Source organism: Streptomyces sp. NPDC054796 (assembly GCF_053611545.1).
Genome location: NZ_JBSHAO010000024.1, coordinates 91810 through 104407, shown reverse-complemented (window position 1 = coordinate 104407; position 12598 = coordinate 91810). Strand labels below are relative to the sequence as shown.

Genomic DNA, 12598 nt, shown 5'->3' with positions numbered 1-12598 from the left:
AGGCCGTGATGAAGGAGCACAAGAGTTGACCAGACCCGACCCCAGCCCGAGCCCGGCCGAACAGCTCGTCGGCCTTCTCGACCTGGAACAGATCGACCTCAACATCTTCCGCGGCCGGAGCCCTCTGGAGTCCCTCCAGCGGGTCTTCGGCGGACAGGTCGCCGGACAGGCGCTCGTCGCAGCGGGACGCACCACCGACGGGCAGCGCCCGGTGCACTCGCTGCACTCGTACTTCCTGCGCCCCGGGGTGCCGGGGGTGCCGATCGTGTACCAGGTCGAGCGGGTCAGGGACGGGCGGTCCTTCACGACGCGCCGTGTGGTGGCCGTCCAGCGGGGCAAAGCCATCTTCAATCTCACCGCTTCCTTCCATCAGCCGGAGCCCGGCTTCGAGCACCAGGTGCCGATGCCCGAGGTTCCGGACCCGGAGACGCTGCCGAAGCTGCCCGACGAGATCCGCGCGCACCTCGGCGAATTCCCCGAGTCGCTGGAGCGCATGGAGCGCCGGATGGCCTTCGACATCCGTTACGTGGAGCGCCTGCGCTGGGACACGGGCGAGCTGCGGGACGTGGAGCCGCGCAGTGGCGTGTGGATGCGCGCCATCGGGTCGCTGGGCGACGACCCGCTCGTGCACACCTGCGCTCTCACCTACGCCAGCGACATGACGCTGCTCGACGCCGTGCGCATGCCCATCGAGCCCCTGTGGGGTCCGCGCGGCTTCGACATGGCGTCGCTGGACCACGCGATGTGGTTCCATCGGCCCTTCCGCGCCGACGAGTGGTTCCTCTACCAGCAGGAGTCCCCCATCGCCACGGGCGCCCGGGGCCTGGCCCGCGGTCAGATCTTCAACAGCGAAGGCCAGCTCATCGTGTCCGTGATGCAGGAGGGCCTGTTCAGAAAGCTGGACGGCTGACGGGCGAGCCCTTCCGCAGCCACCCGCGCCAGCCCTGACGGCCCTCCGCCCTGGCCGTCCCTCCGCCACGTGGCTCCTGCTGCTCCGCTCCGGTCACACCGCGCCGGTCCGGCGCGGTGGCCTCCTCCCGCTGACGCGGAGGGCGAGAGGTCATGGCGAGCACCGGATCGCGGACCGGTCCCTGCCCGGAGCCGGAACCCGGCGCGAGACCGGAGCCGGCGTAGGAGACGGAACCCGAACCAGGGTCGGGGCCTGGCTCAGCACCTGGGCCCGGCGCGGGGGAAGAACCGTCCGCGGGAGGAGCCCCCGCACCGGCATGGGGAGAGAGCCTGGCCAGGGAATGGGCTCCGGGCCCGGAACGGGGCAGCGGGCAGGGCTCGGACGCGCGGGCCTCCTCCAGCTCGGCGCCGAGCATCAGCCGGTGCCCGGCCACCTCGTCCTCCTCCAGCGCGCGGCACAGCTCATCGACCGCCTCCTGAGTGGCCACCCCCTCGTGCCGCACCGTGACCAGCGCGGGGCGCAGAGCGGCGAGGCAAGCGCGCTCGGTGGCGTCCGGCACGGCCTCGGCCAGCGCGTCCTCGTCCAGCACCGACGCACGCGCGGCGGCCCGTTCCCAGGGGCCGGGGGCCTGCCGCACCAGCTGTTCGACACGGCGGGCGCGCCACAGCACCGGACGGTGGTCGGCACCGCGGTCCAGCAGGGCGCGCAGCTCCCCCGGGGTCCTTCCCGTGAGCAGTCCGGGGCGGCGCTCGCCGAAACCGCGCAGTTCCTCGGCCAGATAGAGCCAGACCACCGCGCGATAGCGATTGACGTAGAACCTCACCGGGCCGAAGCAGCCGCACCTCGCCAGGCGCGTGAACCGGGCCGGGCTCACTTTCAGCAGCGCCGCGCCCTCCGCCGCGCCCACGACCCGCAGCCGCTCCCGCAGCGCGCGCAGCGCACCCTCGGAAGCCGCCAGCCGGTCCACTTCCTCGCGCGGCACCCGGCGCGGCCCTCCGGCCGCACCGGGGACGGTCCGCACCACATCGAGCTGCACGGCGAGCTCCATCTCGCCGGGCCTCAGCCCCCACTCCTTCGCGGCCGTGCGCATCGCGACGTTCTCAGGCATCGCTCTCATCCCCCACTCACCTCGTGGTCACCCGCAGTGACTCAACTACTGTGAGTAATGACGATAGCTCGCGAGGAGGAATCCCGCCGCCCCTGTGGATAACCCACACCGTCGCAGGTCAGAGCGCCTTTGGCCGCGTCAGGCGCCTGCTAGGCGCCGTTCCGCACCGCCACGCCCAGATGCTCTCCGACCCGGTTCACGAGCAGGGTCATCTCGTACGCGACCTGGCCGATGTCGGCATCAGCACCCGCCAGCACGCACAGACAGCTTCCGTCGCCCGCAGCGGTCACGAACAGCACCCCCTCCTCGAACTCGATCATGGTCTGCCGGACCTGTCCCGCTCTGAAGTGCTGGCCCGACCCCTTGGCGAGGCTGTGCAGTCCCGACGAGACGGCCGCGAGGTGCTCGGCGTCCTGCCGCTCCAGGCCCTGGCTGTTCCCCGTCACCAGCCCGTCGTTGGAGAGCACCAGCGCGTGCCGTACGGAGGATATGCGCTGGGTCAGATCGTCCAGCAACCAGTCGAGCCCTGTATTCAGTGCCATCCCCGTGTCCCCCTTCTTCTGGGCAACTGCCGTGCCACCCTTACCCATGACAGTGCGGTGAGCAACCATCAAACGGTTCTGGATGCCCATGGCGCGCGAAGCGGTCCCGACTGCCGCAGGATGGGCGTATGGCACACAAGATGACCAAGGACGAGTGGCAGGCCTTCGTCTCCGAGGGCAGCCGCACAGGCAAACTGGCGACGGTACGGGCCGACGGCAGCCCCCATGTGGCACCGGTCTGGTTCCTCCTCGACGGGGACGACCTCCTCTTCAACACCGGAGAGGAGACCGTAAAAGGGCGCAATCTCGCCCGTGACGGCCGGATCGCGCTCTGCGTGGACGACGAGCGGCCTCCGTTCTCCTTCGTCGTACTGGAGGGGCGCGCCGAGCTGAGCGACGACATCGACACGATGCTCCACTGGGCGACGCGCATCGCCGCCCGCTACATGGGTGAGGACAAGGCGGAGCAGTTCGGCGCGCGCAACGCCGTCCCCGGAGAAGTGCTGGTCAGGGTGCGTGTGGACAAGGTGGTCGCGCTGGGGGACATCGCCGACTGACGGCGCGGGCCGCGTCCGTCCTCTTCACCGGCTCCCGTCAGCCCCCGCCCCCGTCACCCGGCTCCGCGTCACCCGTCCGTGCGCGCGGGAGCGCTCAGGTGCTCGCCCACCCGCCGCACCAGGCGCGTCATCTCGTAGGCGATGAGCCCCAGGTCGGCCTGTATCCCGCTGAGCACCGCGAGCGCGGAGCCCTGGCCCGCGGCGGCGATGAAGAGGTAGCCGTCCTCCATCTCGACCATCGTCTGGCGCACCTGCCCCGTGCGGAACTGGTGCCCCACGCCCTTGGCGAGGCTGTGGAAGGCGGAGGCGACGGCCGCCAGGCGTTCGGAGTCCTCGCGGGGGAGGTCGCCCGAGGCGCCCACGACCAGGCCGTCGTTGGAGAGCACCACCGCGTGCCGTACCTCTCCGACCCTGTTCGCGAGGTCGTCGAGCAGCCAGTCCAGTGTCTTGGAGCGGTGCGTCGCGTCGGACACGGCTGCCTCCCAGTGCGGCTGACCGGGCCCAGCGCCCGTACGACGGCCGCCCGTACGACAGTAGTGAGGGGCACACATGTGCGCCAGACACCCCGTGCGCGGCAACGGTGTCCAGGAGTCACGACGGGCCCGGCGTCCGACAGCCCGCGTAGTGCGCCGTACGGCCTTTCGCCCACCCCGTACGGCCAGGCGGACCCGTACGGCCCTGTACGGCCCGCTGGGCGCGACCCCACGACGTGCCTGCCCGAGCCGGACCCGAACGTGCGGCAGGAAGGCGCGATGATGGGCGCATGGCTCACGAGACGACCCACGACCCGGCACACGTCCGCGCGTTCTTCAGCGAGCGGGCCGCGGCCTGGGACGCCCGCTTCCCGCACGACGGCCCCGCCTACGCCGCCGCGGTCGCCGAACTCGGCCCGCTCCACGGCCGTACGGTGCTCGACGCGGGCTGCGGTACCGGCAGGGCACTGCCCGCGCTGCGCGCCGCGACCGGCCCCACGGGCAGGGTGCTGGGCGCCGATCTGACGCCCGCCATGCTGGAGGCCGCCGTACGTGCCGGGCGGGACCGGGACGCGCTGCTGCTCCTCGCGGACGTCTCACGGCTGCCGCTGCGCGACGGCGCGCTCGACGCCGTCTTCGCCGCCGGGCTCGTCTCCCACCTCCCGGAGCCGGAGGCCGGGCTGCGCGAACTGGCCAGGGCAGTGCGGCCCGGCGGCGTCCTGGCGCTCTTCCACCCCGTCGGCCGGGCCGCGCTCGCCGCGCGCAAGGGCCGCACGCTGACCCCGGACGACCTGCGCGCCGAGCCCAACCTGCGTCCGCTGCTGGCCCGTACGGGGTGGCGGCTCACCTCTTACACGGACGAAGACGACCGCTACCTGGCGCTCGCCTCGCGCACCGCCGTCTGAACCACACCACGCCCGCCCCGGAGCCCCCGCTCGCTCTCAGTGCCCCGTGCCGTGCGGCACGGGGCACGCGGAACGGCCCTGGCCCCCAGGACCGCCGGAGCCGCTCTTGCCGGGGAAGGTCCCCAGGTCACCGACGCGGTAGCCGGACGGGTAGCCCGGATAGCCCTTGATCTCGGGGTTCTGGCGGGCGAAGTGGGGCGCGCGGCGCGGCGGGAGAAGCCGGACGGCGCGCGCCCTCAACCGCAGCGCACCCCGCACCGCCTTGCGCACCAGGGGGCGCGGCTGGTCGTAGCGGAAGGCGCGCAGCAGGGAGTCGTCGAGCAGCGCCAGGCTCGCGCCGCGCACGGCGGGGGCCAGCGGACGCGGGTACCAGGAAGCCATCAGGGCGAGCGTGGAGTCGGAGACCCGGCGGGCGCCCTCGTCCCAGCCGAAGTGCGCCGCCTCGTAGTCGTCCAGGCAGCGCTCGAACTCCTCCCAGCTCTCCGGGATTCCGCTGATGCCCATGCGGCGGCCGAGGGCGCGGTAGTAGTTGGCCGTCGCGCGCTGCTCGTGCCGGGTCAGCGGGCGCCAGCCGTACGCGTCGAGCCAGCGCTTGGGCATCACGACGAACGTGCACAGTACGTAGCGCATGTCGTCGTTGGAGATGTCGTAGCTGCGGTGCATCTGGTTGATGCGGCGCACCGCCGTGCGGCCGTCGTCGGACTCGAAGCCGTGCTCCATCACGGCGTCGAGGAGGAGAGCGGTGTCGTCGTAGCGCTTCTGCGCGCGGTCGGTCAGCTCGGCGGTGCGCGCGAGCAGGTTTCCGATGCTGGGGACGGCATAGGTGCGGTACAGGGCGAGTTCCAGCGCCCGTGCCATGTCCCAGGGGAATTCGTAGGCCGAGGAGAGCCGGTAGATCTCCGCGTAGTCCCGCTCCGGGTCGAGCCTCAGAATTTCCTTGAGCCGGTCATAACGCTGCACGTAGCGTCGTCCCCTCTCTGCCTCGCGCCTGCGCCCTGCCTCTGTCGGAGGGGCAACTCTAGGGTTAGGGTGCCCCGGAACTGATCGAAAGGGGAGGCGTGGTGACCGCCGAAGAGGACGACGCACTCTACGTGCTGACGGCTGTGCTGCTCACGCCCGCCCAGTTCCCGAGCGTCCTGGGTGACGACTACCCGGAGGCGTGTGCCGCGCTCGGTCTCGAACCCTTCGCCGAGGGCTACGGCCTGGTGCTCGGCCAGGACGGCGAGGGCGCGCGCTGGACGGTGGCCACCGAGGACGTCACCCTCGTCGCCTGCGCGATCGCCGCCTGGGACTGCGGGATGGAGTACGACCTCTCCCCTGACGACCGCAGCATCGCCGCCGTGCTGCCCGGCTGGCCACTGGCCCTCGCCGTCGCGGCCCCCGGGGTGCCCGAGCCGCACGACCCGGCGCCGGATCCGGAGGCCGACGGCGGGCGCGCGGCGCTCGTGCCGCCGGACACCGAGCGCTGGGGACCGGCGCAACGGCGCCTCGGTGCGGACGAGATCGCCCTCCAGTGGGCGGTCTGGCGCGAACAGGTCGACGGCGACGTGGAGTTCGTGGACCCCGGTGCCGGTGAGGGCTCCGACGGGAGCGTGCGCCGGGTGCTGGACGAGGTGCGCGCGTATCTGGAGGAACCGCCACCGCCCGGACGTGTGCGTTCCGCCTTCGCCTCGGGCGAGTCGCGCACGCTGCGTGCCGACGGTCCTGGCTGGAGCATGGTCGCCCGTACGGACGACATCGCCTTCCTGCTGCTCGACGACGAACCCGGCGAGGTGCTTCCCGTGGGGCGCGGTCCCGAACTGCCGGGGCTCCTCGAAGCGCTGGACGGGATCGCGGTGCGCCCGGCGGCCTGAAGCCCCGCCCCACCGACTGTCCCCGCCCGCTGTCCCCGTCTGCCGCCCTCCGCCCGCTGTCTTCCGGCCCGCTGACCTCCGGCTCTGCCCGCGTCCCCGCCTCGCGGCCCGGACGCGGCGGCGACAGCGCCCTTAAGCTCGTACGCGGCCCGCTGTCCCGCCGCCCCGTCGCGTCACCCGGACGAGGACGCCCGGACGGGTTTCGCGGGCCGCCGCACGCGCACGCCGTACGTACCGCCGCACGTCCTGGGGAAAGGACAGCACCGTGCTTCGAGCGCGAGGAAGTCTCCTGGCAGTCAGCGATCTGCACATCGCCTACGACGAGAACAGAGCGCTGGTCGAGAAGATGCGGCCGGACTCGGACGAGGACTGGCTGATCGTCGCGGGCGACATCGCGGAGAAGGCGGCCGACGTCGAGTGGGCGCTGCGACTGCTCAGTGAGCGCTTCGCCAAGGTGATCTGGACCCCGGGCAACCACGAGCTGTGGACGCATCCCCGGGACCCCTGTGGGCTGCGCGGCGAGGAGCGCTACCGGTATCTGGTCGACAGGTGCCGCGCCCTGGGGGTGCTCACGCCGGAGGACCCCTATCCGGTGTGGGAGGGCGAGGGCGAGGGCGGGCCCGTCGCGGTGGCCCCGCTGTTCGTGCTCTACGACTACTCGTTCATGGCGCCCGGTGCCACCACGAAGGCCGACTCGCTGCGCATCGCGGAGGAGGCGGGCGTGGTGTGCACGGACGAATTCTTCCTGCACCCCGACCCGCACCCCGGCAGGGACGCGTGGTGCGCGGCACGCGTGCGGGAGAGCGAGCGGCGGCTGTCGGCCCTCGATCCCTCACTGCGCACGGTGCTCGTCAACCACTATCCCCTGGTGCGCGAGCCCACCCGCGTGCTGCGCTATCCGGAGTTCGCCCAGTGGTGCGGCACCGAACTGACCGCGAACTGGCATCTGCGCTTCCGCGCCGCCGCCGTGGTCTACGGTCATCTGCACATCCCCCGGACCACCTGGCATGACGGGGTGCGCTTCGAGGAGGTCTCGATCGGCTATCCGCGCGAGTGGCGCCAACGGTCACCGCGGCCACTGCTGCGGGAGGTCCTGCCCACGACCGCCCCCGGGGAGCCACGCGACGACCGCAGCGGCCGGAGCGACAGCTTTCCCTAGCGGCCCAGCTCCTTGCGGGAGACGCGGCGGAGCCTGCGCCGCTGCGACGGATCGAGCGCCAGATAGGCGACCGCCGGAACGCCGACGATCACCGCTACGGCGATCCAGAACGACGTCAGCCACCACAGGAGCAGCCCTACGGCCACACCGCCGACGGCGACCTTTCCTCTGTTGGTCATTTCTGCCTCCTCTGCGCAGCGGCGGCTGCCGCTGTCTCCATTGAACGCCCATTCCCCCCGGCAGGTTCCATTCCGCCGGGAATGGGCGTCCTCCGGAAAATGCGAAGAGGGCCCCGAAGACGTTTCCGGTACCGGTACACGGTGAGGTACCCTCGGCGCCCTCCGGCTCCACTAGTCAAATTTGAGGAATACGTCAGTACCGTGGCTCAGACCGTGGCACCACCGCCCTCCCTGCTCGCCGAACTCGCCGACTGCGCGGCCGTCCTGCTGCCCGCCGACCCGCCCCGCTCCTCACAGATCGCCTTCTGGCGCCCGGACGGCACCCCTCCGCTCCGTACCGACGACACCGGCGACACCGACGGCTTCGGCGCGCGCGGCGACGCCGCCGCTCCCCTGACCGTCGCGCTGCCCGACGAGGAGGGACACGCGCGCCCGTGCACCGTGCCCGCGCTGCGCCTGCCCGTACGCGAGGCGCTTCCCGTGCTGACGCGCGCCCGCGCGGGGGCAGGCGAAGGCGGCAACGGTCCCGGAGACGGAAGCGGAAACGGAAGTGCCGCGGCCTTCTGGGGCAGCGCGGCTGTCCTCGCACTGCACCTGGCCGCGCGCGGACGGCTGCTGCCCGGGCTGAGCCGCGAGGACCACGACGCCTGGCGGATGGGCCCGCTGGAGGCGGCCGACATCGAGCGGCTGAGGGACCTGGCCGCGTCGATGCCGCCGTACGCGCACGCGGTCCCGCTGCCCGGCGAGGGCCCGCTGCGGCTGCCCCGGCCCGAGGCGCTGGTGCGCGCCTTCCTCGACGCCGTCGCCGACGGGCTCCCCCGCACCCCGGCCGCCGCACTGGCAGCGGGCGGCCCCGCCTTCGCCGCCGACCCGCCCCAGCGGTTGCCCGAGCAGCGCGCGTGGGCCGCCGATGTGGCGGCGGGCCATGACGCGGGGGTACGGCTGTCGCTGCGCGTCGAGGTCACAGGGCTGGAGGCGGACGGGGAGGACGAGACACGCGAAGCGGAGGCGGGCGCCGCGGAGGCGGGCGCCGCGGAGACGGGCGCCGCGGAGACGGGCGCGGCGGCCCCCGCCCGTTCCGGCGGGCCGCGCTTTCGCGGGGTGCTGCAACTGCACAGCCTCACCGATCCCACGCTGGTCGCCGACGCGGCCGAGGTCTGGGCGGGCGGCACGGGAGGCACGCGCAGCGCGGGTGGTGCCGCCGAGGAGTTCGGACCGCGCGCCCGTACGGACACCCTGCTCACGCTGCGCCGCGCGGCGGGCGCCTGGGAACCCCTCGCCCCACTGCTGTCGGCCGCCGTACCCGACGCCGTCGAGCTGGCCGACGAGGAGATCGCCGAGCTGCTCGGCGCCCCCGTCTCCCGCGCCCTGGCCGCCGCCGGGCTCCAGGTGCACTGGCCCAGGCACCTCGCCCAGCGCCTCACGTCCCGCGCGCTCGTCAGCCCGAGCGGCGACCAGGAGGCACCGCCCCAGGGCGCCCCGCACGGGGCCCGCGGCCCGGACGGGTCCGCGCTGCCCTCCCTCCTCGGCGCCGAAGCGCTGCTCAGCTTCAGCTGGCGCTTCGCCGTAGGAGACCAGGAACTGACCCGCGACGAACTGGACCGGCTGGCCGAGACGGGCCGCCCCCTGGTGAGGCTGCGCGGCGAGTGGGTGCTGGTGGACCCCGAGGCCGTACGCAAGGCGCGTCGCCGCCAGGACCGCCGGCTCACCTCGCTCGACGCGCTCGGCTCCGTGCTGACCGGAAGCGTCGAGGAGGACGGCGAGCGGATCGAGGTGCGGGCCACGGGCTGGCTGGAGACGCTGCGGGAGCGGCTGGCCGACCCGGAGAGCGCGGACCGTGCCCCTCTCGCGCAGCCACCGAAGCTCGACGCGACGCTGCGCGACTACCAGTTGCGCGGCCTGGACTGGCTGCACCGGATGACGTCGCTGGGGCTCGGCGGATGTCTCGCCGACGACATGGGCCTCGGCAAGACCATCACCCTGATCGCGCTCCATCTGCACCGGCAGCAGTCGCCCGCGTCGGCCGGGCCCACCCTGGTCGTCTGCCCCACGTCCCTGATGGGGAACTGGCAGCGCGAGATCGAGCGGTTCGCGCCCGGCACGCCGGTGCGCCGCTACCACGGCACCGGGCGGAGCCTGGAGGGGCTGGCCGAGGACGAGTTCGTGCTGACCACCTACGGCACCATGCGGCTGGACGCGGCACAGCTCGCCCGACTCCCCGCCACCGGCCCCGAAACCGGAACCGGCGCCGGAACCAGCACCGGAGCGAGCACCGGAACCGGCTCCGAAGCCCCCGCCTGGGGCATGGTCGTCGCCGACGAGGCGCAGCACGTGAAGAACCCGTTCTCGCAGACCGCCAGGCAACTGCGCACCGTCCCCGCGCGCGCCCGGGTCGCGCTGACGGGCACGCCCGTCGAGAACAACCTCTCGGAGCTGTGGGCGATCCTGGACTGGACGACTCCGGGGCTGCTGGGCCGCCTCGGCACCTTCCGCAGGCGCTACGCCGATGCCGTCGAGGGCGGCGACCCAGCGGCCGGTGAACGGCTGGCCCGCCTCGTGCGGCCCTTCCTGCTGCGCCGTCGCAAGACGGACCCCGGCATCGCGCCCGAGCTGCCCCCGAAGACCGAGACCGACCGCGCCGTCGCGCTGACGACCGAGCAGACCGGACTCTACGAGGCGGTGGTACGGGAGGGCCTGGCCGAGCTGTCGGGCACCGACGGCTTCGCGCGCCGGGGGCTCGTCGTCAAGCTGCTGACCTCGCTCAAGCAGATCTGCAACCACCCGGCCCAGTACCTCAAGGAGGACGATCCGCGCCTTCCGGGCCGCTCGGGAAAGCTGGAACTGCTGGACGAGCTGCTGGACACCATCCTCGCCGAGGACGACGGGGAGGACGGGGAGACGGCGGGCGTGCTGGTCTTCACCCAGTACACGCGGATGGCGAAGCTGCTGGAGCGGCATCTCGCCGCCCGTGGGGTGCCCACCCAGTTCCTGCACGGCGGCACCCCCGTCGCGCGGCGCGAGGAGATGGTGCGCCGCTTCCAGGAGGGCGCGGCGCCCGTCTTCCTGCTCTCCCTCAAGGCCGCCGGTACGGGGCTGAACCTCACCAGGGCCTCCCATGTCGTCCACTTCGACCGCTGGTGGAACCCGGCCGTCGAGGCGCAGGCCACAGACCGCGCGTACCGCATCGGGCAGACCCGTCCCGTCCAGGTGCACCGGCTCATCACGGAGGGCACCATCGAGGACCGCATCGCCGGGATGCTCCGGCGCAAACAGGAGCTGGCCGACGCCGTGCTCGGCTCGGGTGAGGCCGCGCTGACCGAACTGACCGACGCCGAGCTGGCCGACCTCGTCGAGCTGCGGAGGAACGAGCGATGACAGGAACCGGCGCGTCCGGCGACGACGAGCGGACCTTCGACGCGCTGCCGCCCGCACAGGGCCGCGGCTTCGCGCGCACCTGGTGGGGTCTGCGGTGGCTCAAGGCCCTGGAGGACACCGCGCTCGACAACCAGCAGCTCAAGCGCGGCCGCGGGTACGCGCGGCAGGGCGCGGTCGGCGCCGTCTCGGTGCGTCCGGGGCGGATCACCGCTGTGGTACGGGACCGGGACGGCACTCCGCACCGCGCTGACGTCCTGCTCCAGGAGCTGAGCGAGGCGCAGTGGGACATGCTGCTGGAGGTGGTGACGGGCGAGGCGGGGCACATCGCGGCCCTGCTGGACCGCGACATGCCGCCGCACCTGGTGGAGGACGCGGCGGACGCCGGGGTCGATCTCCTGCCCGGCATCGGCGATCTGGAGCCCCAGTGCGCCTGCGAGGCGTGGGACCACTGTCTGCACACCTCGGCGCTGGCCTATCAGATGGCGCGGCTGCTGGACCAGGACCCGTTCGTGCTGCTGCTGTTGCGCGGACGGGGTGAGCGGGCGCTGCTCGAACAGCTCCAGGAGCGCAGCGCGGCCCGCGCGGCGGGTGCCCCGCGCGCCGCTCACACCTCGCACGCGCCGCACGACGCCCTCCGCGACGGGCCGGACGACGGCGAAGGGGGTCTCGGCGGCGTCCCCGCCGACGAGACCTTCGCGCTCGGCGCGATCCTGCCGCCCCTCCCGGAACCGCCACCGCATGTACCGGAGGCGGGCTCTCCGCCCGCGCTCGACGGGGGCACTCCCCCGGCCGCCGGGCTGGACGTGGCGGCCCTGGAGTTCCTGGCCTCGGACGCGGCGGAGCGGGCGCGGCGGATGCTGGCGGAGGCGCTGTCGCCGGGACACGCAGAGAGCGTGCCGGCCGGGCCGCTCACCGAGTGGCAGGACGCGGTGCGGCTGGCCGCGGCCCGCCCCGCACCGTGGATCGCGGCGCGGCTGGCCGGGGGCCGCGGCCATGCGGGCTCGGGTCGTACGGGTTCGGGTCGTACGGGTTCGGGCCGCGCGGTCCGGCAGCTCGAACCCGCGGTGCGCGCCTGGGAGTACGGGGGCGCGGCGGCGCTCGACGTGCTGGAGGAGAGCTGGGCCCCGGAGCCCGGCGCGCTGGCGCGCGCCCGTGACCAGTTGGAGTCGGCGTGGGCGGACGACGACGGAGCGCGCCCCCGGCTGCGGGCCACGCGCAACCACTGGACGGTGGTGGGCCGGGGCGCCCAGTTGCGCTACGGGAGGGACGGCCGCTGGTGGCCGTACCGCAGAGAAGACGGCGCGTGGTGGCCCGCCGGGGGCGCGGAGCGTGACCCGGCCGCCGCACTCGCCGTGCTCCTCGCGCACGGCAACGGGAACGGCGTGGAAGACAGCGCGAAGGGCAGCGGCGAGGGACGCTGAGCCCCGCCATGCGAGGTGCCAAGGCGTCGGGGGGGGGGGGGGGGGGACCCCCCCCCCCCCCCCGGGGGGGGGGGGCCCCCCGCCCCCCCCCCCCCCGCCGCCCCCCGCCCACGCCA

General features: G+C 73.6%; 13 protein-coding genes. 7 read left to right on the top strand and 6 right to left on the bottom strand.

Features of this window, described 5'->3' with window-relative positions; translation table 11 throughout:
* The first annotated feature begins 25 nt into the window (after nucleotides 1-25).
* Nucleotides 26-910 carry an acyl-CoA thioesterase gene (locus tag ACWGJ2_RS20990; RefSeq protein ID WP_453347657.1) on the top strand — a complete coding sequence of 295 codons (885 nt, stop codon included), beginning with the start codon at nucleotides 26-28 and terminating at the stop codon, nucleotides 908-910.
* Here ACWGJ2_RS20990 and ACWGJ2_RS20985 read toward each other — a convergent pair.
* Nucleotides 891-2027: a DUF6397 family protein gene (locus tag ACWGJ2_RS20985; protein WP_453347656.1), complete on the bottom strand. Its 1137-nt coding sequence runs from the start codon at nucleotides 2025-2027 to the stop codon at nucleotides 891-893. The genes ACWGJ2_RS20990 and ACWGJ2_RS20985 overlap by 20 nt on opposite strands.
* Before the next feature lie 140 nt (nucleotides 2028-2167).
* Nucleotides 2168-2560 carry a roadblock/LC7 domain-containing protein gene (locus tag ACWGJ2_RS20980; protein ID WP_453347655.1) on the bottom strand — a complete coding sequence of 131 codons (393 nt, stop codon included), beginning with the start codon at nucleotides 2558-2560 and terminating at the stop codon, nucleotides 2168-2170.
* Between the two features lie 128 nt (nucleotides 2561-2688).
* Between ACWGJ2_RS20980 and ACWGJ2_RS20975 the strand changes: the two genes are divergently transcribed.
* Nucleotides 2689-3117: a PPOX class F420-dependent oxidoreductase gene (locus tag ACWGJ2_RS20975; RefSeq protein ID WP_453347654.1), complete on the top strand. Its 429-nt coding sequence runs from the start codon at nucleotides 2689-2691 to the stop codon at nucleotides 3115-3117.
* Nucleotides 3118-3185: 68 nt separating this feature from the next.
* Here the strand turns inward: ACWGJ2_RS20975 and ACWGJ2_RS20970 are convergent, their stop codons facing one another.
* On the bottom strand, nucleotides 3186-3590 hold the full coding sequence (locus ACWGJ2_RS20970) for a roadblock/LC7 domain-containing protein (protein ID WP_453347653.1): 405 nt from the start codon (nucleotides 3588-3590) through the stop codon (nucleotides 3186-3188).
* Nucleotides 3591-3880: 290 nt separating this feature from the next.
* On the opposite strand from ACWGJ2_RS20970, the gene ACWGJ2_RS20965 reads away from it, so the two are divergent.
* Nucleotides 3881-4495 (top strand): class I SAM-dependent methyltransferase, encoded by a 615-nt coding sequence (locus ACWGJ2_RS20965; protein WP_453347652.1) that lies wholly within the window; start codon nucleotides 3881-3883, stop codon nucleotides 4493-4495.
* A 36-nt stretch (nucleotides 4496-4531) separates the two neighbouring features.
* On the opposite strand, the gene ACWGJ2_RS20960 is transcribed toward ACWGJ2_RS20965, so the two are convergent.
* Nucleotides 4532-5455, bottom strand: a complete 924-nt coding sequence (locus ACWGJ2_RS20960; RefSeq protein WP_453347651.1) for an oxygenase MpaB family protein — start codon at nucleotides 5453-5455, stop codon at nucleotides 4532-4534.
* 101 nt (nucleotides 5456-5556) lie between these two features.
* Between ACWGJ2_RS20960 and ACWGJ2_RS20955 the strand changes: the two genes are divergently transcribed.
* Nucleotides 5557-6348: a hypothetical protein gene (locus ACWGJ2_RS20955; protein ID WP_453347650.1), complete on the top strand. Its 792-nt coding sequence runs from the start codon at nucleotides 5557-5559 to the stop codon at nucleotides 6346-6348.
* 265 nt (nucleotides 6349-6613) lie between these two features.
* On the top strand, nucleotides 6614-7507 hold the full coding sequence (locus tag ACWGJ2_RS20950) for a metallophosphoesterase family protein (protein WP_453347649.1): 894 nt from the start codon (nucleotides 6614-6616) through the stop codon (nucleotides 7505-7507).
* On the opposite strand, the gene ACWGJ2_RS20945 is transcribed toward ACWGJ2_RS20950, so the two are convergent.
* Both ACWGJ2_RS20945 and ACWGJ2_RS20940 read right to left on the bottom strand, forming a co-directional pair.
* Nucleotides 7504-7686, bottom strand: a complete 183-nt coding sequence (locus ACWGJ2_RS20945; RefSeq protein ID WP_453347648.1) for a hypothetical protein — start codon at nucleotides 7684-7686, stop codon at nucleotides 7504-7506. The genes ACWGJ2_RS20950 and ACWGJ2_RS20945 overlap by 4 nt on opposite strands.
* A 291-nt stretch (nucleotides 7687-7977) precedes the next feature.
* The gene (locus ACWGJ2_RS20940) at nucleotides 7978-8802 is read right to left on the bottom strand and encodes a pentapeptide repeat-containing protein (RefSeq protein WP_453347647.1); all 825 of its coding nucleotides are present in this window, start codon (nucleotides 8800-8802) and stop codon (nucleotides 7978-7980) included.
* On the opposite strand from ACWGJ2_RS20940, the gene ACWGJ2_RS20935 reads away from it, so the two are divergent.
* Together ACWGJ2_RS20935 and ACWGJ2_RS20930 are read left to right on the top strand one after the other, a co-directional pair.
* Nucleotides 8788-11061 (top strand): DEAD/DEAH box helicase, encoded by a 2274-nt coding sequence (locus tag ACWGJ2_RS20935; protein WP_453347646.1) that lies wholly within the window; start codon nucleotides 8788-8790, stop codon nucleotides 11059-11061. The genes ACWGJ2_RS20940 and ACWGJ2_RS20935 overlap by 15 nt on opposite strands.
* Entirely contained in the window at nucleotides 11058-12482 is a 1425-nt protein-coding gene (locus tag ACWGJ2_RS20930) for an SWIM zinc finger family protein (RefSeq protein ID WP_453347645.1), read from the top strand. Before ACWGJ2_RS20935 ends, ACWGJ2_RS20930 begins: the two co-directional genes overlap by 4 nt.
* Nucleotides 12483-12598: the final 116 nt, after the last annotated feature.